The sequence below is a fragment of the Paenibacillus sp. LK1 genome, assembly GCF_002750415.1.
Classification (GTDB): domain Bacteria; phylum Bacillota; class Bacilli; order Paenibacillales; family Paenibacillaceae; genus Paenibacillus; species Paenibacillus taichungensis.
Genome location: NZ_PEII01000007.1, coordinates 141855 through 162188, shown reverse-complemented (window position 1 = coordinate 162188; position 20334 = coordinate 141855). Strand labels below are relative to the sequence as shown.

The window sequence follows — 20334 nt, the reverse complement described above, 5'->3', positions numbered from 1 at the left end:
CTTACTTCAGCCTTCTGCGAATGTCATTCAGTTTCGATGACATCGTTCTGTAGAACTGGTAGATATCTTCCCCGTTCGCCAGTTCCACTCGCTCGTATTCCAGACGATCACGGGACTCCATGAACAATGCAGCCAGATCATCCAATTTCGTAAGCAGTGGCGTGATATCTTCGGAAGCGGTCAGGTCGTTATCGCGGCGGGACGCTTTGCGCAGCAATGTGCTGCGATCCTTCTCTGCCAATCCACGGAAGTTGCCAAACACTTCATATTCGGCAAAGTTGCGGCTCTTCATCAGGTTCGCAAACGGCTCCCACGCGTCTTCTTCCGGATCACGATCATAGACGTACAGCGCGCCTTTCTTCACGATGGTATCGGTGTATAGTGCTTCGATGAAGCGGTCATACCACTGCTCCTCGTCCTGATGCTGGGCGAGAATGCCTTCCAGCTCGGCGACTTTGGCCGAGATGGCGTTCATCTTCGCCAGTTCTTCACGTACCCGCGCGATCAGCTGCGGGGAACGCACAAGGTTTTCTTTGGCCATATCTTCATTAACACTTCCGAAAATGTCCTTCACCGACACCCGTGGCAATCCTTCGGATTGCAGGCGTTTCAATTCCATGACTGCCCGCTTCACTTCACCCAGGTTCGGGGTGGTGGACGTCAGGCGCATGTCGTAGGCACCCAGCTTCGCAGACAGGTCAAACGGTTCCGTTGTCACAATTGCATAGCGGTTGCTTGTATTCTCATCAATGGATTTGGCTGTCACAATGTTGTATCCAAGCGCCTGCTCGAATTCGGTACGTACACGGGCATTGTACTGCTTCACCCGGGCGTTCTCGTACACATCTCCCCATGACTTTTCTGGAATTGGCGACGGCAGATAGGTCCAGTTATTCTTTTCGGTTTGCACCAGATGGCGTCCGATACCTTCTTTGTCCAAAATGGTACGTTCATAACTTTCCTCATATACTTTGAGTGGTGTGTACACAAACAATGGTACCCCGTTGCGAGTGTTCAGCCAGAAGATCCGGTTGCGCACTTCACTTTCCTTAACGGTAAAATGAGATTTGCCCACCGCATTATTCTGATAATTGCGAATCCCTCTCAGAATGCCCGGCGCCTGTGCCGGCACCGATACGAATCCCCAGGATGGGAAATGCAGACTGCCTGTGCTGTTGCTCAGATTGAACACCGGAACTGCCTCATCATCCAGTTTGCCTGCAATGAAGCGTTCCACGAATTTCTCGACCGACTCGTCCTGTCCATATTTGATAACCAGGAAGTCCTCCATCGAGCGGGTAATCAGATCTCCGAACTTCTCGGTCAGGAAATCAGAGATGGAGCTGACGATATCGATCTCGTTTTCTTTCACCCACTGGCTGGAGTTCTCCAGCAATTCACGCGAGAAATCACGGATCAGATCATCCGTATCGCGCTTGTCCAGCAGTCCATCCACCACACTGACGATATCCGGCACACTTACAACGTTCCAGTAATACGTTTTGTTGCCTTTGTGATCGGACTGTTCTTCGCCGCGTGTCAGGATATCCCCGTTTTTGGAGAAGATCGAGCTAAGTGCGTTCAGCGTTTCAGTAAATACGTTATAAATGCGGCTGTTCTCCTGGTTCAGCAATTCGTACAGGTCCTCGTAGAATTCGATCATCTGATCATTGCGTTCCACATCGGCGTGCAGCCAGTACTCATGAATTTTTGCTTCAATATAAGCATTCTTCTTCTTCTCTTTGGAGACAAACGCACTCTTCGCATCGCCCAGCTTCTCTTCGGACTGCTCCTGAGCGGCCTCAATGTCACGCGGAATGCGGAAGGCATTTTCACGCAGGGTTTCAATGTATGACTGAATCATCTTCAGCACACAGAAGCCTTTTTCCGTGTAGATCAGACGGGAGACATAGAATGGACCCTGTTCAGGATGCAAAAACATACGCCGGATCTGTTCGGTGAACTGACCCGCAATTTCTCCCGGCAGTTGCTTCTTCGCCTTGATATATTCTTCACGGGCACGAGCCAGGAAGTTCTGCTCCAGTTCGGTGTCCATGTTCACGACCTGTGATTTCACCACATTGCCATAGGAGAGACGCTCACTGTTCTGATAACCTGGCAGCGGCTCCGGCACACGGGCTTCAAAGGACTTGACCACACTTTCGAGATCAATGCCCAGCTTGCGGGCAAACTTCTCGGTATCCTCCTGGTTCGGTGCTTTGGAGAACATGGTGTTCATTTTGTCGAACATGCGGTAAGCCAGATAAGTCGTCATTTCTTCAATCGGTAGTACCGCTGAGGATGCACCGATAATGTTGTAATCATAGTTGGCCGGATAGGCTTTGTTCATCTGTGCAATGTTCGTGCGAATGTTGCTAATATAATCGTGGATGGCAAACTCCTCGCCGGATTGCTTTTCCTCACTCGCCATAAAGTTAGTGATGTTCTCGGCGGTGACGTTCATGCAGTAATCATAGGCGTTCTCCAGCAGTTTGCCTTCCGTGTTGGTTGCGGAAATCAGATGACACAAGTTGAACGGTGGCAGCGGTGAATTCACCGTCAGAATGTTGCCGTATTTCTGAGAGAAACGCTCCCCCCGGCTATCCACGTTCATCCAATAATCCAGTTCCTTGAGCGCAGCGTATCCATTCTTGCGGATGTACTCACGAGTGTGCTCACTCAAGCTTTTATTGGACAGGTTCACGTCTGGGGTGAACAGATATCCAAGCGTGTTCACACGGTCAATCCCGGCAGAGCCGTGATCGCGTTCGATAATCCCGCGCACAATATAGGAAATATCGAGGAAGCAACCACTTCCCGTACCGCCGGAAAGACCTGTCAGCAGGAACACCATCAGTTTCTTGTTGGTGCCTACAGATAATGTTTTGATCTTTTTGTCGATCGCCTGCACGACCTGGTTAATCTTCGTGAAAAGCAGCAGTCGTCCAGCCTGGCGCACCCCTGCAGCGCCGTTCATGCCATCGGTGATGCTCAGCTCCGGAGACAGCCAGTCCGTAATATACGGCTCCAATACGCTGCGGTTCTGAAGCAATCCACCAATCTCGGCATTGGACAGCAATACGAATTCATTAATTGGATCGAGTCCGATGCCTTTATACTTTTTGGCGCGATCCTGTTCGTTGGTTTCAAAAGCAAGAAACTCCACGTTGGACGGTTTGTCCATTTTTTTCTTGGATACAGGGTCCTGTGGCAACTTGAAACGTCGGTTAATCTGGTATTTAAGACGCAACAGCGCATCAATACCTGTTCCTCCAAGACCGATAATCAGAATCGGGTTATCAATCGTATCGACTCTGATTTTCTCACTGACAATCCCTCCGCCAAGCGATACATCCAGTTGCTGAATATGTTCTCTAACAATCGGTTTCATTCGTTGTCCTCCTTAGATTAACGCAGTCGGAACTACAACATAATTACACTTGCTACTCCGATGACAGAACAACCTTCCGATCGCTGTTATCCCCTGATTTTTTGATTTATTTTACAAAGGTGAAAATCTGGGGATAAAGGCGCAGCATATGCTTACGAAGCAGCTTTCTTTCAGAAAGCTTTTAGCTCCGCTTCTTCAGGTTATTTCTGTCCTCTACGTTCTTGTGTAAATGGTTAGATCAAATTATATAGCTTACATTCACTTAGGCCATAATTCTTCACACCAGATACTCAATTAAAATGGTCTTATCCGCCTGTTGCAGCGGGATGCTCAGTCGGTCACCGTTCTTCAGTTCAACGCCTGAGCTTGCATCAACGGCACGGCCGGATTTCTCCAGCGTTCCGCCTGCGGTGTTGCGGATTATAATTCGATCCCCATTGCTGGGCGTAAATACATATTTCTCGGTTTCCTTCAATTCAGGGTCCAGCTGTAACAGCTGGTGCAGATGGAATCTGCCCCGGAAGGATGCCAGCTTTTTATATTGCGGGTACGACTTGTCCCCGGTATTCTCATCGCGAATTTCGACAACCATCTGTCCGACAAATCCACGGTTTTTGCGTTTCAACCAGCCTAACAGGAACCATACACCCACAGCTACCACGATCAAGGCGATCACGCCCAAAATAACAGGCATCCATGGAAACGGCTTGTCCTGATCGCCCGCAGGAGTCGTTGGCTGAGTTCCGCTACCGGCTGCTCCGCCCGCATTGATCGTAATTGGAGCACTTTCCCGGTAGAAGCTGTCTTCTTCTGCACGGATAACAAGCTCGTAGTTATGGTTGTCCGGCACTTCGAACGTTCCGGCGAACCCGGAGCCCGTGTTTTCGAGCGGCTGCTCTGTGCTTTTGCCTGTATCCTGATCGTTTACGACCAATGTCGCCTTCATATCGGCATACAGATCATTATCCTGTAGAGGCTGTCCTCCATTCTCCAGCTTGGCGGTCAGATCCACTTTGTCGCCCTTCGTATAGGACTTGGTCTTAATTGGGTCCACAACGAGCTGGAGATCATAGTTGAACAACAGGTTGATATCGATGCTGTCTTTCGGAGCCCCTTTTACCCGAAGTTTCCAGTCGCCTTCCTGAGGTTTGAGCAGCTTCACCAAGGAATAACTCTTCGAAGTCGAAAGCTTGGCTACGTCAGAGTTCAGATCTACGGCCTTGCCTGAAGGATCGGTTAATTCAATCTGGACTTGTTTTGAAGACATAATTGAGATGTTGGCTTCAAGTACACTGTCATTCGGTACGTTCACGGTAACTTCCTGATAACTGCCGTTTCCTGTAATGGAGGGCAGCTTCACGACATTCAGTTTGGCATGATCGGCGAAAATCTCACTCAGAATTTGTGGCAGATCATCCGGTGTATCTGTGATAAAAGACTTGCCTCCGGTCTGCTGAGCCAGATCTGCAAGTGCGTCCTTGTTCAGTTTGCCGTCTGCGTTCAGTCCAATCGTATAGACGGGAATCCCCTGATCCTGTGCTTCCTTGACGGCTTTTGCCAGATCCGCATCGGATTGAGACTGGGTGCGACCTTTCGTTTTGTTAAAATCGTTGTTGCCGTCAGCCAGCAGCACGATCATTGGTGAGTGAGTCGCGTCTGCTCCATGGTTCAGCACATTCACTGCTTCAGCCACCCCAACAGAGATATCGGTATATGGACCTCGGCCGAGCTGATCAATAAAATCTTTCAGGCTGCTCTTGTCCGCATCGGACTGAATCTCCAGCAATGCCTTTTCCCGCTCCACCTGATCGGTGTAAGCGACAATCCCTACCTTGTCCCCCTGGACCGGCAGCATATCAATAAACATTTTCATGGCTTCATTGCTGATCTTGTCACGGTCACTTGTATTCATTGAATTACTTACATCGGCTACAAGTACCGCATCGATTCCGCTTGTCTGTGCCTGAGCCGCTGCAGCATGTGGCAGCAACGCCTGAGGTAGCAGCAGCGTTAGAAATGCCAGCAGAACCAGAGTTCCGCTGAGCCAGCGTATTTTGCTTGTCCGCAGCATTGGGTGTACTCCTTCACGTTTGAGATTAAAATGGGAATAGTTTATTATAGGCGTCAAGCCTTAAGGAAATCTTAACAGTCTACTAATAAATTCTGAAAAGCACCCCTATCTTCAGTTACAGTTTTGTAATGACTGACAAAAATCGACGAATCCACGTCATTAACTGGCATGAAAGTTCCAACTATGGAAATATGATATAGTTATTGCCAGCAAACTGCAATATAACGACTTGATCAGTAAACATTATAACTACGCATATTTTAACTATGCCTAGAAAGGAACGGATTATGGTTACATACGGATGCCTCGCCATATTGTTTCTTTTTGTCATTATAAAGGTGATTGCGTTCCTGCTTCATCGGCGCAGACCCGTTTCCCGGGAAGATGCCGATCGAACCCTCTACACTATTCTGAATGGCGAGCGTGATTGAGCATGAGCACTAAACAAGTTGTATCCATCAGACCTTTTATAAGAACAACGCATGCGTTTCAAAAGTTGCGTGTCTGCAAGCGGTGCGGCCAGTATACCTGCCTGTGGGAGGATCACTGTACTGCCTGTGGGCGCGGCACCCTTGCCACAGTGGAAGAACGCGCCTCTTCCCGCGTGAAACGCCGGATCGCACGCGACCTGTTCATCACAGTAATTCTTGGTGCGGTTGCTACCTATTTTGGTGAAACCATAGACCAAACGATGGCGGCTGCCAGCGTCTCCCTGCTGCTTCTGGCTGGATTGATCTTCATGCAAAAGCGATCCTTCCAAGTCGAACAGCAGCGTGAACTTAAACGCATGCTGCGTCAGGATGAGGAAGCGATTCGCCAAGGCATTAACCGGAATTGGGCTCTTGTCGCAGAAGCGCGCAAGCAGGATGAAGCGCTCGCCTATGAAATGCTCAGGGAAATCGGTTCACTCGTCTATAACGACCGGATTCGTCTGCAGCAGGTTGCGCTGCTGCAATCCTTTGTACTGCGCAGTGATATGGATCTGCAGCTCAAACCTCTGCTGCTGCGCAGCTTCGAGCGGCTGCTCGCTGAATATATCGGTGAAATCGCACGGCTGAAGCCCGAATTGGTCCGTGAAGATGCGATCAGGTATATCGCCACGTACGAAGTGAATATTTTGCAGTTGCACAACGGGATTCAGATTCTGACAGCTGTAGCTGCCGCTGCTGTACGGAAAAGTAAATATATTGAGTTGTTCCCAAGTCTTATTACCCGCTACGCGCGCTTTATGCCCAAAGATCGGTTTATGCGGCTCTATCGAACTCTGGAGCTGTATCCTGGTAAGGCACGCGGTGGTCTGGCGGAGTCGGTTGGTCGGGTCTATAACGAGAAATATCGGGATTCGTACGCAGATGTTCGTGTGTAGAACTGTAGTAAATGGTCTCGAAATGTAAATTAGTGCAAACTCAATCCCTGTTATATAGACGAACCAAAATTCATTTACCCCTGCATGCATATTGGATTCACGCGTGACATTGTATAGTTTTTATCATATAAGCTTCGACGAAAAAACACCCCATCCTTAGGTCTAGGATGAGGTGTTTTGATATTTGGAAAATATATGGCGTCCTTCCAGACTACTTGCCATGGGTTTTATCGTTTTTACCGCCCGCGACGAGAATCGCGGCGGTCACTCTTGGCCGGCCCGCGCCCTGCGGAGTCCGGTCGGCGTGAACCTTCACTGCGCCCGGAGCTGCGCTTGTCGGCGCTACGGCCGCCCCAGCCGCTGCTGCGCTCATCGCCGCTGCGACCTGCACCACGTCCGCCTTGACTCGCTGCACCGCGACTGCTGTCGCTGCTGCGCGCGGAACCACGGCCTGCGCTGCGCTCGTCGCCACTGCGGCCGCCACTACGACCACCGCTGCGTCCACCTTCGCCGCCACGGGAACCACCACGACCACCACGTCCGCCTTCGCTGCGGCCGGTACGACCTGCGCCGCGACGGGCACTGCCTGTCCCAGCGGAGCGTCCGCCAGAACGTTCTTCATCACCCTGACTGTTGATGGAACGTCTATTGGCTCCATTTGATGCTACCGGACCTTCACTTGTCCATTGGATACGGGACAGCTTCTGGTTGGTGCCTTCCTCAATACGAGCAAGCTCCGGTCTGTCGTGTTGTGTTGCAAATGTCACGGCAAGGCCCGTGCCGCCTGCACGACCCGTACGGCCGATCCGGTGGATATAGCTTTCCGCATCATGCGGCATATCGTAGTTAAATACATGCGTTACGCCTTCAACATCCAGTCCGCGTGCAGCAACATCCGTAGCAACGAGGATCTGCAATTTCGCGTCACGGAATGCTTTCATTACATTCTCACGTTTGGATTGGGACAGGTCCCCATGAAGTTCATCGCTCGCATAACCTGCTTCACGCAAATCTTCATTCAGCTTGGAGGCACGGCGTTTGGTCCGACAGAAAACAATCGCCAGGTACGGGCGATACGTATCAATCATGCCGCGAAGTGCCTCAAGTTTGCCACGATCCGTGCACTCCAGCACCTGCTGGCGAATCTGATTGATCGGAATCACGGACTTGGAGGATACCTTCACATCTTCCGGGTCTTTCATATAGTTCTTCGCCAGGATACGAATGCCTTTTGGCATCGTTGCCGAGAACAGCATCGTCTGACGTTTGTGTGGCAGTTCACGAAGGATGGTCTCCACATCATCTAGGAAGCCCATGTGCAGCATTTGGTCGGCTTCATCCAACACCAGTTTTTTCACATTATCCAGCTTCAACGTGCCACGACGCAGATGGTCCAGGAGACGTCCCGGCGTACCAATCACGATCTGTGTACCGTTTTGCAGTTTACGGAGCTGTTTGTCCACATCTTGTCCGCCATATACCGCGAGAACATGTAGCTTATCGTCGTTTGCAGTCAGCTTCTTCGCTTCTTCCGTAATTTGCAGCGCCAGTTCCCGCGTAGGGGCAATAATCAGTGCTTGCGGCGAGCGGTCGGATACATTAATTTTCTGAATAATCGGCAGCAAAAAAGCCAGCGTTTTCCCTGTACCCGTTTGTGCCTCAGCAATAATATCACGCCCACCCAGCAATACCGGAATCGAACGCTCCTGTACCGGAGTCGGCACGGCGATACCCTGATGTTTCAGGATCTCGCACCATTCCGGGCGAATGCCCAGTTGTTCAAAGTTTGCCAATCGTTACACCTCTGTATATTCATTTAGATAAGTCCATTTCATAATTGCTTTCACTTGGCTTCAATCAAGACTAGTTTTCCGTATATCAATCATGATTATGAAATGAATTTTTTAAAAAGCAATCGGTCCGTTGCTCTTCTTCTCCATACCCTGTAGTTTACACGTTAGTCAAGCAAAACAAAAGGGGATCGGGCGTTACTTTCCTGCATTTGTCCACAAATGTCCCGGATCGTTGTGTTTAAAGCGTTAACGAATCATACAGACCTTATACCGCAATCATGACACTCTAAGGAATTGTAACGAACTTCAGCCCTGCTATTCCGGCTAGATTTAGCGAAAAAATACAGATAGCGGGCATATAAATCGCCTACGGTTCGTTAGAATATCGGAAGCTTGAAATTACAGGCAATAGGACTTGTAGGGGGCCTTAGACCTCAACTAATTAAGCATTTTGCTACCCTATAACAAAAAAGGGCCATCCCTGTCATGATCCATCATGACTTGCAGGACAGCACCTTTTATCATCTATCAATGTTACTCATTTGGATTCAGCTATAGCTATTAAATTACGAACTGTGCCCTTGCACCGTGGCAAATCCACTTTTTTCAAGCAAACGAGAGCTTTCCTCGTTCAGTCCGCGCAGATGTACCGTTTTGCCTAGCTTGGCATATTTGAATTTAACTTTACCAATGGCAACAACCGCCGTGTTATCCCAAATATGTGAGCCACCAAAATCAATTGTGATTTCCTGCGGATCAGCCTCAGCATTGAACTCATCGACGAAGCGGGAAGATGAACCAAAGAAGAATGGTCCGTGGACACGGTACACCTTCTGCCCCTGCTCCTCATTTGCCTGCACACGAATCTTGGTCTGTTTCCAACCAAAATGAAGCACACTAAGCACAACGCCGACCATTACACCAATAGACAGATCGTGGGTATACACTACAATAGCAACTGTGACTACCATAACAAAGGCTTCCGCACGTGGCACACGCGCAATGTTCTTGATGGAACTCCAGTCAAACGTACCGATGCACACCATAAACATCACACCTACGAGCGCGCCCATTGGCACCTCTTTCACCACACCGCTAAGCAATAACAACAATATGGCCAGAAAAGCGCCAGCCGTAAATGTGGATAATCGACCTCGACCACCAGATTTCACATTAATAACCGACTGTCCAATCATCGCGCAGCCACCCATGCCGCCGAAAAGGCCATTAACAAAGTTGGCAATCCCCTGACCACGTACTTCACGGTTTTTGCTGCTCTTGGTCTCGGTCATTTCATCCACAATCGTTGCAGTCAGCAAAGATTCCAGCAAACCTACCAGAGCCATCGTGAACGAATAAGGCAGAAGGATCATTAGCGTATTGAGAGACCAGTCGATATTCGGCAGATGGAACATAGGCAGGGTACTCGTGAGATTCCCCATATCCCCTACCGTTTTGACATCCAGATTTAATAGCGCCGTAATGATCGTCATGATTACAATAGCAATCAGTGGAGCCGGAACGCCTTTGAAAAAACGTGGCAAAATATAAATGATCGCCAGCGTACCCGCTACCATCGCATACATAATCCAGTTCGCGCCCGTAAAATGGGTAAGCTGAGCCATAAAGATGAGAATCGCCAGTGCGTTCACAAACCCGGTCAATACAGAATGAGGCACAAATGTAATAAACCGACCCACCTTGAAAATCCCCAGAATAAACTGAATAATACCTGTCAGAATTGTAGCGGCAAACAGATATTCCACGCCATAATCCTTGACGAGTCCCACCATCAGTACCGCCATAGCACCCGTTGCTGCCGAAATCATGCCCGGTCTTCCGCCTGCAATCGAGATCACGATGGCAATCGTAATTGAAGCGTACAATCCGACCATCGGATCGACACCCGCAATAATCGAGAAGGCAATGGCTTCCGGAATAAGCGCCAGCGCTACCGTAATACCTGCCAGCACATCTCCGCGAATGTTACCAAACCATTGTTGTTTTAAAGTATTCATATCGTCCTTTGCCGGTCCTCCTACGTATTTAAACTCAAATTTTTCTTATCACCTGAACGGCAATGGAATGGTTCGTCACTGACCAACTACAACAGACAACACAAAACAGCGGAATACCCTCCGCAAAAATTCGTCTATATAAGTTAAATTACATGTTGGATTAACCATGATATTGGATAAGGCATCCGATACCATGTCCGTACATGTCTCATCCGTTCCAGTTTATACCTCTTATTTCCACTCCAACATTCAGGTGTCCTGCCTCCGAGAAATCGTGAACCAATCATGATGTCTCTAGGTTTTCCCCTCTCAGAAAAACCGGGTCCGTTAATGTACTGACCTATTATTATAGTCATAGTAAGCGATATGTACTAATACAAATAAACTAAAAAAACAGAAGCATATCTCGTATTATCTTAATATTGCGTTATTTTCCTCCAACATACTCTCTTCTTAAACAAACTATTCTCATAAAAATCTGTTGCGACTCTATCCTTTAGCCCGACCGTTTTTATTTAATAAATATCTTACCAGATAAAACATAGCCAAAATTCCTGTAATTGCTAGACAAACAAATATGGCATTCATGGTTATGGTCCGAGCAATTACGTAATATGTAAAAATTCCAGTTAAAAACGATGAAATCAAGTTACTGATCATCTTTTTCAAACAAGCCTCTCCCTTTCACAAATAAAAATAACCCGCAAAGATCCTTTTAAAAAAGTCTCTTTACGGGTCTTGTTGTTATACTAAAATCTCCCCGATTTAAATATCGAATAGAGCAGGAAGGCCACCATCAGAATAGCTACCAGAAAACCGATCTCAATGACCGGAATATCCCACAGCATGGTTGACTGGTGACTAATCGAAGAACCGATGATCAATCCAACCATAATGATACAAAATGCGAGCAGTACAATACTGAAAGACAGCCGATTACTGATCTGGTCCATTCTGCGCATGAGCGCGTCCAGTTCAGGGACACTGATCTCCAGTCTCAACTTACCTTTGCTAATAATGGAAGACAATTGCCTTAACTGCCCAGGCAGACCCATGACACTTTCGGCCATATCCGCAGCACTGCGGAACAGACGATTCTTGATCCGCCCAGGATTGAAGCGTTCCTTGATCAGTTTTCGACCAAAGGGTTCTGCCATATCCACGATACTCAAGGAAGGATCAAGATGTTCGATAACACCTTCCATCGTGAGCAGTGATTTCCCTAACAGCAGAATGTCGGCAGGCATCACAACCCGATGACGCTGAGCCACGCCGAACAGATCATTCAATGCTTGACCCACGCTGATTTTGGAAAAGGGAATATCGTAGTATTTGCTGCGCAGCTTGTCCAGATCGCTATGAAGCCCTCGCAGATCCATATCATCCGGCATCATGCCCAGCTTCTCAATCGCCCGAATCATGCTATCCGTATCTTTGCGCATCAAACCAATAATCAGCGAAGCCAGGTGCTGCTTCATCTCATCACTCAGACTGCCTACCATGCCAAAGTCGATAAAGGCAAGCCTGCCATCCTTCAGAACCATCAGATTGCCCGGATGTGGATCGGCATGAAAGAACCCATGAATGAAAATCTGATTCAACAACGAATCTACCAGTCGCTGAGCAATGTTATTGAGATCATGCCCACGTTTAATCAACTCATCACGGTCATTGAGCTTGATGCCTTCGATGTACTCCATCGTGAGCACACGAGAAGAAGTTTGATCCCAATAGATCACTGGTATTTTCACTTTGTTTTCCTGCTGATATTGCTGTGCAATCTTTTCCGTATTACGGCCCTCGACGGTATAATCCAGCTCAGCCATCAGTGCCTGGGCGTACTCTTCTACCATTTGGGGGATCTGATATTGCTTCACCCAATCCCAGCGTTTCTCCGCCATCGCTGTCAATTCTCGTAAAATATCCAGATCACGCTGAACGATACGCGATATGCCGGGCCGCTGAATCTTAATAGCTACGGCCTCACCGCTTCGGAGTTTACCCAGATGCACCTGTCCAATACTAGCCGCAGCCACAGGGGTATCCTCGAACCGGGAAAAGATCTCCTCCAGCGGTGTATCCAATTCCTGTTCCAAAATACCCCGTGCCGTCTCCGAGGAAAACGGCGGGACCTGATCCTGCAGCTTCACCAATTCCCGGATCACAGACTCAGGCAACAAGTCTGCCCTTGTGCTTGCCAGTTGCCCCAGCTTAACGAAAGCTGGCCCCAGCTCCTGCAGCACGAGTCGTATGCGTTCACTCAATGTCTTGGTGGTGTGGGCTTCACGCGACATCCACCGCCGTGGTATGGCCAGCAACTGGAACAAACCCAGCTCCTCGACCATATAACCGAAGCCATGACGCACCAGCGCCATGGCAATTTCCCGGTATCTGCCGACATGTTTGATTCGCACAGCCATCTACTCGATCTCGTTTCCTTTGAGAGGAGGAACTTCAAGTGGAGCTGGGGATACATCAGGTTGAAGCTGTGGTGTGTGACCCAGTTCCGCAAGCTTTTTCTCAAGCACGGCAACACGCTGTTCCAAACTGGTTACATCACTCTCGGATGGAACGCCCACTTCCTGAAGGACGCGCTTGACCTGTTCGTGAATCATTCTTTTGAACTGGCCCTGCTCTTCATCGCCCCGTTCCATCAGGCGTTCAACCAATGCTTTGGATTCACCAGGCGCCAGTTCCCCGCGCTTGACCAGATCATCCACGGTTTTCTCAATTTTCTCCTTGCTTACAACAGTAAGACCGAGCCCTAACGAGATTGCCTTTTTGAACAAATCGCTCATTCTTGTCATCCTCCTCTTCGTTGATCTCTATAGTATAACCCTAATCAGCTGCTCACAAAAGAAACGGTCCGGCTATACGTAACGCGCAGCCCATTTTCCTGCCTGCAGAATTAACTGACGATAGGTTTCATGGGCAAAAGATGGTACATGATGTCCTGGCATAAGGTAAACAATGCGTCCAAGACCATATCTATGCGCCCATGCTGCAGGTTTCGGCCCTTCTTCGGATTGATACTCCAGCAGAACTTTCGTTTCTGCAAATGAACCGAACTCGAACTGATAAGGCTCTTCCTCCATCGTAAATCCCGAAATGCCTTCCGTCACTGGATGGCTCTCTCCCGTTACTGTGAACTCCAACGGGGCATAAGGTGGATGATGCAGGAATTTGGCACCGATCATCTGCTTCAGCTCATAACGATTTTGGAGCGAAATTCCGTTATGTATAATGACCAGTCCACCTCCATTACTAACATAGGACAATAAGCCTGCTGTCTGCTGTGGAGAGACTTTTCCCTTCCAATCATCCATGTAACAGATACACACATCAAATCCGGTTATATTTTCTTGCAGCAGCATGTTGCGATTCTCACTGCACTGCACAGTCATAGTATCGTGAAAAATCCGACTAATTTCCGCATCCACACCTTGCAGCGGATGCCAGTCCGGATGAGTATAATCACCAAGTAACAACGCTTTTTTACGATGATCCATCAATAAAAACTCCTTTCAAATTACCTATAACAGAATTACCAAGGAAGGGTATCCCCCTTGTAATCTACATACGCAGGCTGATCTCCCATGAACTCTTTATGGCGATCGATGAGTGCTGTGATATATTGAGCCGATTGATCTGGTGTGAGGTCTGCATCGGTATTCAATTCCCCGCTCATATAACTCTGTACCCAGCCGGGATGTATCAGCATCACTTGCCCACCCTCATTCTTCAGACCATTGTGCACAAGGCGAGCCTGCATGTTTAACGCAGATTTGGACATACAATAGGCAAACCATCCATCCCGGCTGCACTGTTCAATACTGCCTGCCTCCGAAGATATATCGACAATCAGCTTGTTAGTCCCTTGCAGAAGGAGGGGCAATAGGGCATGAGTCACACGCAATGTCCCCAAGGTATTTACGTTGAATACTTCTGCCATCTCCGCCATATTTAACGGTCCGCGGATATGATCCGTAATACTTCCTAGTATAGCCGCATTATTGATAAGCATATCCAAATGCTCAGTATCCAGCTTAAGTGTCTCCGTGAACAAAGCTACGGACAGATCATCCGCAATATCCAGTTCAATGACGCGTAAATGTTTTGGGTAGGCATCCGTCAAAGTACGAATCCCTTGGGACTCTTCCATGTCCAACCCTGCCGCATAAACGATATAACCTCTCTTCAGCATTTGTGCCGTCAGAGCCAACCCCAGTCCCCGGGCCGCCCCGGTTACACATACGGTTTTCATCATGCTGTCCCTCCCTCACAAGCTTAATCTGTCTTTAATTCATTCCACATTATTATCCAAAAACCTTTAATTATGAATGGGTACAACTAACTTCACGACCAAAGTCTCAGGTCGATTCCCTTGAATCAGAGTCGTTCAGCTTATAGAAAGTGAACCGGTCACAGAGACAAAAACAAAAAAAGTTCTGACCCGTATAGCGGATCAGAACCGGGAACAACGAGGCATCTTAAATGCGTTTTATTCAACGCATCCATATGAGTCCAGACGGGATCACATGTTACTGCAGAAGATGAGCCTTGTCCGCAGATTGGGCAGCGTAATAACGCCCCAACTCAACGATTAGTGCTCCCATCTTCTCATCCTCCGGAACTACGAGCGCCTCAATCCCTTCTTCACGCATCGCGTTTGCCGTAACCCTGCCCACCGAAGCAGGCACCACGCCTTGGCGGAAGGCTTCCTGCATGGATTCGAGTTTGCCCTTTGATGCCGCATACTCAACCAAAAAACGTACTTGCGGTCCACTTGTAAACGCGACAGCATCAACCTCATGCCGCAAAATCTCATTCAACAACTGTTCCAGTTCACCCTCTTCGGGTGGGACGTGACGATAAGGAAGCACCTGACGTACTTGAGCTCCTTGTTCCTCCAGCCAACCGACCAACTTGGGCGCGGTTTCCCCGTGCAGTTGCAACATGACCTTCTGTCCCTTAAGTTCATGAGGCGCAAATTCACGAATCAGCCCGTCTGTGCTACCATCATCATCCCGCACGAGCGGGGTCAGTTTACGTTTTCGGAGTGCATTGACTGTTTTGTACCCTCTTGCTGCAATCAAAGATTCCGATAAAACGTCCAGCAATTGATCAGCAATCTCCATATCCTCAGCCATATCAAAAATAGCGTCCAATCCCATACCCGTGGTTAATACCGTCCAGTCTGGCGGGTCGGATATCCAGGATACGAGACCATCCCGAATATTACGATCGTCCAGAAAAACAGTTCCCTGTGCAGGTCGAACTAGTGGAATCCCGCCCATTTTCTCAACCAGCAAGGACATCTCTTTGGATTTTCGTGGTCCTGTCAATGCTACGCGTATACCTGCCAAATGTTGAGCCATCCATGTTCCCCCCGTTAATTCAGCCGAATGTCATCAGTCTGACTACAGTATACAGGGTACTTCTATGGAGGGAAACCGAGTTTCCCCTCTTTTCAGTGGTTCATCTATAACGATTTTTGATGGGATATATCAGGAAGGCTGTAGTTCTCCACCCTGAAGTCCTTCATGTTTGTCCCCGTCGGAATTCTCTCTGTCCTGTGATGTTTTCCCTTGTTTGTCCTCTTTTGGTTGCTGCTTTTGTTTCTGGTTATCTGTTGTCCGTCGATCATTCGCACCTTTTTTGCGAGGACGAAGAAACACGAAGAGTATGATGGGAAATAGCACCTCGAACACAATCCCTATCCATGTCCATTCACGTGTAAAGCGGAAGAGCTGAACAGCGTTTTTGAAAAACCAGAAGGCACAGACAAATCCGATCAAAGCAACTGGCCCTGTCATGACTTTTCCCGAGACCTTCGGAATCATTCGTTTCAGTCCCCAACAGACAAAATACAGATCAAATGCGATCTTTGTAATTAACGTAGGCAGCGTTACGGCTGCTAGTGCAAGGTCAAATCGATCAAGGAAATCACTAATTTGCAGTTGCCTTGCAAGCTCATAGGAAGGATAAACCAGTCTGGATGCAATGGGTACTCCCACCGCCAAGATGGTTTCGATGACAATCAGCATCATGATCAGTGCTGTGATCGTAATCCCCCACATAACCGATTTGAATCGAAAATCACTGCCTTTAATTACAAAGGGGATGGCAATCATCTCACCAAAAAAAGAAAATATGTACCAGCTTCCCCTGCCAACACCAGTAACATCGATGTCAAAATAGGGCATAAGATTATCCATGTTTATTTGCTGAATGAGCATAAACGGCAAAATCAATGAATTCAGCACAAACAACGTAACATAGAGCTCGGACATCCCTATTAAGGACCCCAACCCTCCCCTCACGATAAAAACAACCATAACCAAGAGGCTCAATACAATGATGGAAATCGGGGTCGTCTCCAGTAAGGTAATACTTACATAGTCACCGATTAGTCGGATATCACGGGCAAATATAAAGAGAAAAAACAGGATATACAACAGACCTGTCACACGACCCAAAAAGGGGAAACGCTCCACTAGAGATTCAAACAGATCCCGATCGGGGAACCGTCGCTGAACACGGCTTAACATCCATAGTGATGCCACCATGACAAGAAACACAGGGATATAAGATAAATAGGCGTGCTGTTCAGCATAAAAAATGGCTTGTGCATGGGGTTGCATCAACGTGCCTGTAGTTCCGAGCAGCATGATGAGCAGCACCAACTGACGACTGGTCACTTTTTGATTCATGGAATACCTCCTTTCTGTCTTATGCTTCAAAATTCGTTGAAAAGCCTAAGGTAACGGTAGCCAACGTTGAATTAACTGGGTTAGCCAAGCAGAAATAAAGACGGTTTTGCTCAAATTAGTCACATAGAACCAAATCCCGGCGCTGATGGCGATTATTCCGTAGGATAACCACCGATTAATGGCCGCTGCCTGCCTCACATGTTTGAAGTCCATGATGATTACGGCAATAACCATACCCAAATAAGTGAACAACAGCGGCTTAATCATGGACAATATCCTCCTCTTGTAATCCAATCGGTTTATTGATAACCCCTACATTTTCAATTATGATGTGTGGTTCAATAATTACCTTTACATCCGGATAGATATCATCCCACCGATCCCTCATTTTTTTCCATTCCCGAGGAAGTTGCTGATGAATGGAACGACCCAGACCCAAGATATCCGCAGGATATTGTTTTTGAATCAGCCTGATCCCTTCCTTAATGTCATCTTCAATTTTCTGGTGAAGGGCCTGAGTAAGGCTCTGCATCTCCTGGTCTCGCAAATCACCATAATTGGATTCGTTATCTACCATGACTCCCTTCGCATACAACTCGATCGTCACCGTGACTTTCCCGTTTTCAACATGAGGATGCAAGGAGGAGTTATTCTCGTTTAATTTAATGAACACATCACCTTTTCCACGCGGAGCCTTTACCATCACTTCCGGCTCATTGGCTTCGCCCATGGCTAAAATAAGCGCATCAGCGGGAGCTTTCTCTATCATGCCTACCAGTTTGTCCTTCTTGAAAATTGCGATCCCATCTAACTTAATGTTCGTCTTAACGTCCTTCCAGTTACTCGGCACATTGTCAGCAGTCGAAGCCACCGGTAGAAATGGATCTACTCCTTCGGAAAGAATCGCATCCGTAAATGTCTTGAGTGAACGTGGTCTGCGCATATTCAGGAAACACAGTTCGCGTACCATTTCAGAAGGGAATTTTTCAATTGGCGCATCGGTATCCAGCACTTTGTACGCAGATCCTTTGGTAACAATCGGTAGCGCAGAGAGTCGGTTAAGCGGGTAACGTGTAAGTAAGTCCAGCATGGGAGCAACACCTTCACGTGCAAGCTCTTCTCCGATCAGCATGGTACGTCGATGTGCATAATAAAGCTCACGGGAAAGTGCCTTTTGGCCTTCAATTGAAGTCCCGCGCAAGGTTTTGGCTGTAGTGGATAACATGAACCACGATTTGTCGCCACTTGTGCCCCCACCACCGCCTTCACTTCCAGAGGAACCGGACTGGCCGGGAAGGGCAATTTGCAGACTGGTTCTGAAATTATCCTCTTCCTTGTCGATAGCGAGACCAATGACAAAAGCGATATCATTAATCTCCTTCCGATCCCAGCAACCTGATATGAAAATAGTACATAGGAGCAGTATGGCTACCGCCCGTCGTTTACGGATGAGAACCATGTGCTCACCACCCTTCTTCTGCTTCAGGCGAACCGTTGATCTTTTCATTCATCCGCTGCTGGTCACGATGAACCGTTGAAGGACGATTGATCATCTTCCACCATGGTGTACGAATAACAATATCCTTGGTATCCGTCTTGCTATAGGGGCTGAGACCTGACAGATAAGGTACTCCAAAAGAGGTCATTTGTGTTAGATGTACCGAGATCAGCACCAGTCCGATTACAATGCCATATAAGCCAAGCGCACCGGCAAGCAACATGATGGGAAAACGCAGCAACCGAACCGTAATGGCAAAGTTAAAACGTGGGATGGTGAACGACGCGATCCCTGTCATCGATACAATGATAACCATGGGCGCCGACACGATCCCCGCCTGAACTGCTGCTTGTCCAATCACAAGTGCCCCCAAAATACTGACGGCCTGACCTACCGTTTTGGGTAACCTGACCCCCGCTTCTCGCAAAGCCTCGAATGATAGCTCCATAATGAGGGCTTCAACCAGTGCAGGGAATGGAATGGCCTCCCTTGCCCCGGCAATACTCAGAATCAGCGTGGTAGGCAACATATCCTGATGGAAGGTTGTAATGGCGATATAGAGTGCAGGCAGAAATAGAGCGATAGCTACAAACAAAAACCGAATCCACCGCACCAGATTGCTGATAAAGAACCGTTCGTAATAATCCTCACTCGCCTGAAGCATCTGCCACATGGTTACTGGGGCAATAAGGACAAACGGACTACCATCCACAAAAATGGCAAATCGTCCTTCCAGCAAGTTGCCCGCCACTGTATCCGGACGTTCGGTATAATGCATCTGCGGAAAAGGGGAATACGGATGATCTTCTATCAATTCCTCAATATAACCGGACTCAAGAATCCCATCGATCTTGATCTTGTTGAGTCGTTTTTTGACATCCTTAATCAGCTTGGGATCAGCAATATCGCTGATGTAGGTCAGTACGACATTGGTTTTGGTCTCAGTTCCAATCGTCATGCTTAACATCTTAAGTGCAGGTGTTTTCAGCTTGAAACGAAGTAAAGCTGTGTTCACCCGCAATGTCTCGGTGAAGCCTTCGCGTGGTCCTCGGATAACCGACTCGGTCTGGGGTTCCTCGACACCGCGCCTTACACCGCCCTTAACGTTAAATAGCCAAGCCTCTTTGCTTCCGTTGATCAACAGCAGTGCAGAGGATTCCAGCACACCCTCCGCTGCGTCTGCCCAGGTATCCACTTTCTTCACCTGCGTCAGAGCAATTCGTGTATCATCCAGAGGAGCCGCAGGTTCATCAGTACGTTGCTCGATCAGACCCCGAATGAGAGGCCGAAGCATATGATCCTGAATGTCCGTCGAATTCACGATGCCTTCGATGTATACAAGCAGTCCTTCCACTTCAGATGAAATCTTGACATTGCGGAAGACCACATCCGAGCAATCCGAGAAAATGTCTTCCAGTGCCAACATATGGCTTTCATGTGAAAGGCTTATCGGTTGCCTCAAAATAGGGGGAGACGGCAGCCCC

At 48.2% G+C, this 20334-nt stretch carries 15 protein-coding genes; 2 read left to right on the top strand and 13 right to left on the bottom strand.

All coding sequences use genetic code 11. The features are described 5' to 3' along the window. Window position 1 precedes the first annotated feature (1 nt). Window positions 2-3391 carry a tubulin-like doman-containing protein gene (locus CS562_RS17020; protein ID WP_099857409.1) on the bottom strand — a complete coding sequence of 1130 codons (3390 nt, stop codon included), beginning with the start codon at window positions 3389-3391 and terminating at the stop codon, window positions 2-4. 277 nt (window positions 3392-3668) lie between these two features. Further along, on the bottom strand, window positions 3669-5462 hold the full coding sequence (locus CS562_RS17015; protein ID WP_099857407.1) for a vWA domain-containing protein: 1794 nt from the start codon (window positions 5460-5462) through the stop codon (window positions 3669-3671). A gap of 287 nt (window positions 5463-5749) precedes the next feature. Here CS562_RS17015 and CS562_RS32985 point away from each other — a divergent pair, with 287 nt between their 5' ends. Next, window positions 5750-5893 carry a hypothetical protein gene (locus tag CS562_RS32985; protein ID WP_180287164.1) on the top strand — a complete coding sequence of 48 codons (144 nt, stop codon included), beginning with the start codon at window positions 5750-5752 and terminating at the stop codon, window positions 5891-5893. Window positions 5894-5895: 2 nt separating this feature from the next. After that, window positions 5896-6828 (top strand): hypothetical protein, encoded by a 933-nt coding sequence (locus tag CS562_RS17010; RefSeq protein WP_099857405.1) that lies wholly within the window; start codon window positions 5896-5898, stop codon window positions 6826-6828. 236 nt (window positions 6829-7064) lie between these two features. Here CS562_RS17010 and CS562_RS17005 read toward each other — a convergent pair whose 3' ends face one another. From CS562_RS17005 to CS562_RS16955, 11 genes are all read right to left on the bottom strand, one after another. Further along, window positions 7065-8621: a DEAD/DEAH box helicase gene (locus CS562_RS17005; protein ID WP_099857403.1), complete on the bottom strand. Its 1557-nt coding sequence runs from the start codon at window positions 8619-8621 to the stop codon at window positions 7065-7067. Window positions 8622-9187: 566 nt separating this feature from the next. Further along, the gene (locus CS562_RS17000) at window positions 9188-10639 is read right to left on the bottom strand and encodes a SulP family inorganic anion transporter (RefSeq protein ID WP_099857401.1); all 1452 of its coding nucleotides are present in this window, start codon (window positions 10637-10639) and stop codon (window positions 9188-9190) included. Between the two features lie 749 nt (window positions 10640-11388). Next, a complete protein-coding gene (locus CS562_RS16995; protein ID WP_076287511.1) occupies window positions 11389-13059 on the bottom strand; it encodes an ABC1 kinase family protein in 1671 nt (556 codons plus the stop codon). Further along, complete coding sequence (locus CS562_RS16990; RefSeq protein ID WP_053782782.1) at window positions 13060-13437, bottom strand: phasin family protein; 378 nt, start codon at window positions 13435-13437, stop codon at window positions 13060-13062. It abuts the gene before it with no gap. A 72-nt stretch (window positions 13438-13509) separates the two neighbouring features. Beyond that, the gene (locus CS562_RS16985) at window positions 13510-14148 is read right to left on the bottom strand and encodes a ThuA domain-containing protein (protein ID WP_099857399.1); all 639 of its coding nucleotides are present in this window, start codon (window positions 14146-14148) and stop codon (window positions 13510-13512) included. A gap of 35 nt (window positions 14149-14183) precedes the next feature. Further along, entirely contained in the window at window positions 14184-14906 is a 723-nt protein-coding gene (locus CS562_RS16980; RefSeq protein WP_256716713.1) for an SDR family oxidoreductase, read from the bottom strand. Between the two features lie 274 nt (window positions 14907-15180). Next, window positions 15181-16017: a uroporphyrinogen-III synthase gene (locus CS562_RS16975; protein ID WP_076287509.1), complete on the bottom strand. Its 837-nt coding sequence runs from the start codon at window positions 16015-16017 to the stop codon at window positions 15181-15183. Window positions 16018-16146: 129 nt separating this feature from the next. Next, a complete protein-coding gene (locus CS562_RS16970) occupies window positions 16147-17352 on the bottom strand; it encodes a GerAB/ArcD/ProY family transporter (protein ID WP_076287508.1) in 1206 nt (401 codons plus the stop codon). A 45-nt stretch (window positions 17353-17397) separates the two neighbouring features. Then, a complete protein-coding gene (locus tag CS562_RS16965; RefSeq protein WP_076287507.1) occupies window positions 17398-17619 on the bottom strand; it encodes a hypothetical protein in 222 nt (73 codons plus the stop codon). Beyond that, window positions 17612-18859, bottom strand: coding sequence for a Ger(x)C family spore germination protein (locus CS562_RS16960; protein WP_083678742.1), 1248 nt, complete (start codon window positions 18857-18859; stop codon window positions 17612-17614). Before CS562_RS16960 ends, CS562_RS16965 begins: the two co-directional genes overlap by 8 nt. After that, window positions 18816-20276, bottom strand: coding sequence for a spore germination protein (locus CS562_RS16955; protein WP_373561748.1), 1461 nt, complete (start codon window positions 20274-20276; stop codon window positions 18816-18818). The genes CS562_RS16960 and CS562_RS16955 overlap by 44 nt, the downstream gene beginning before the upstream one ends. Window positions 20277-20334: the final 58 nt, after the last annotated feature.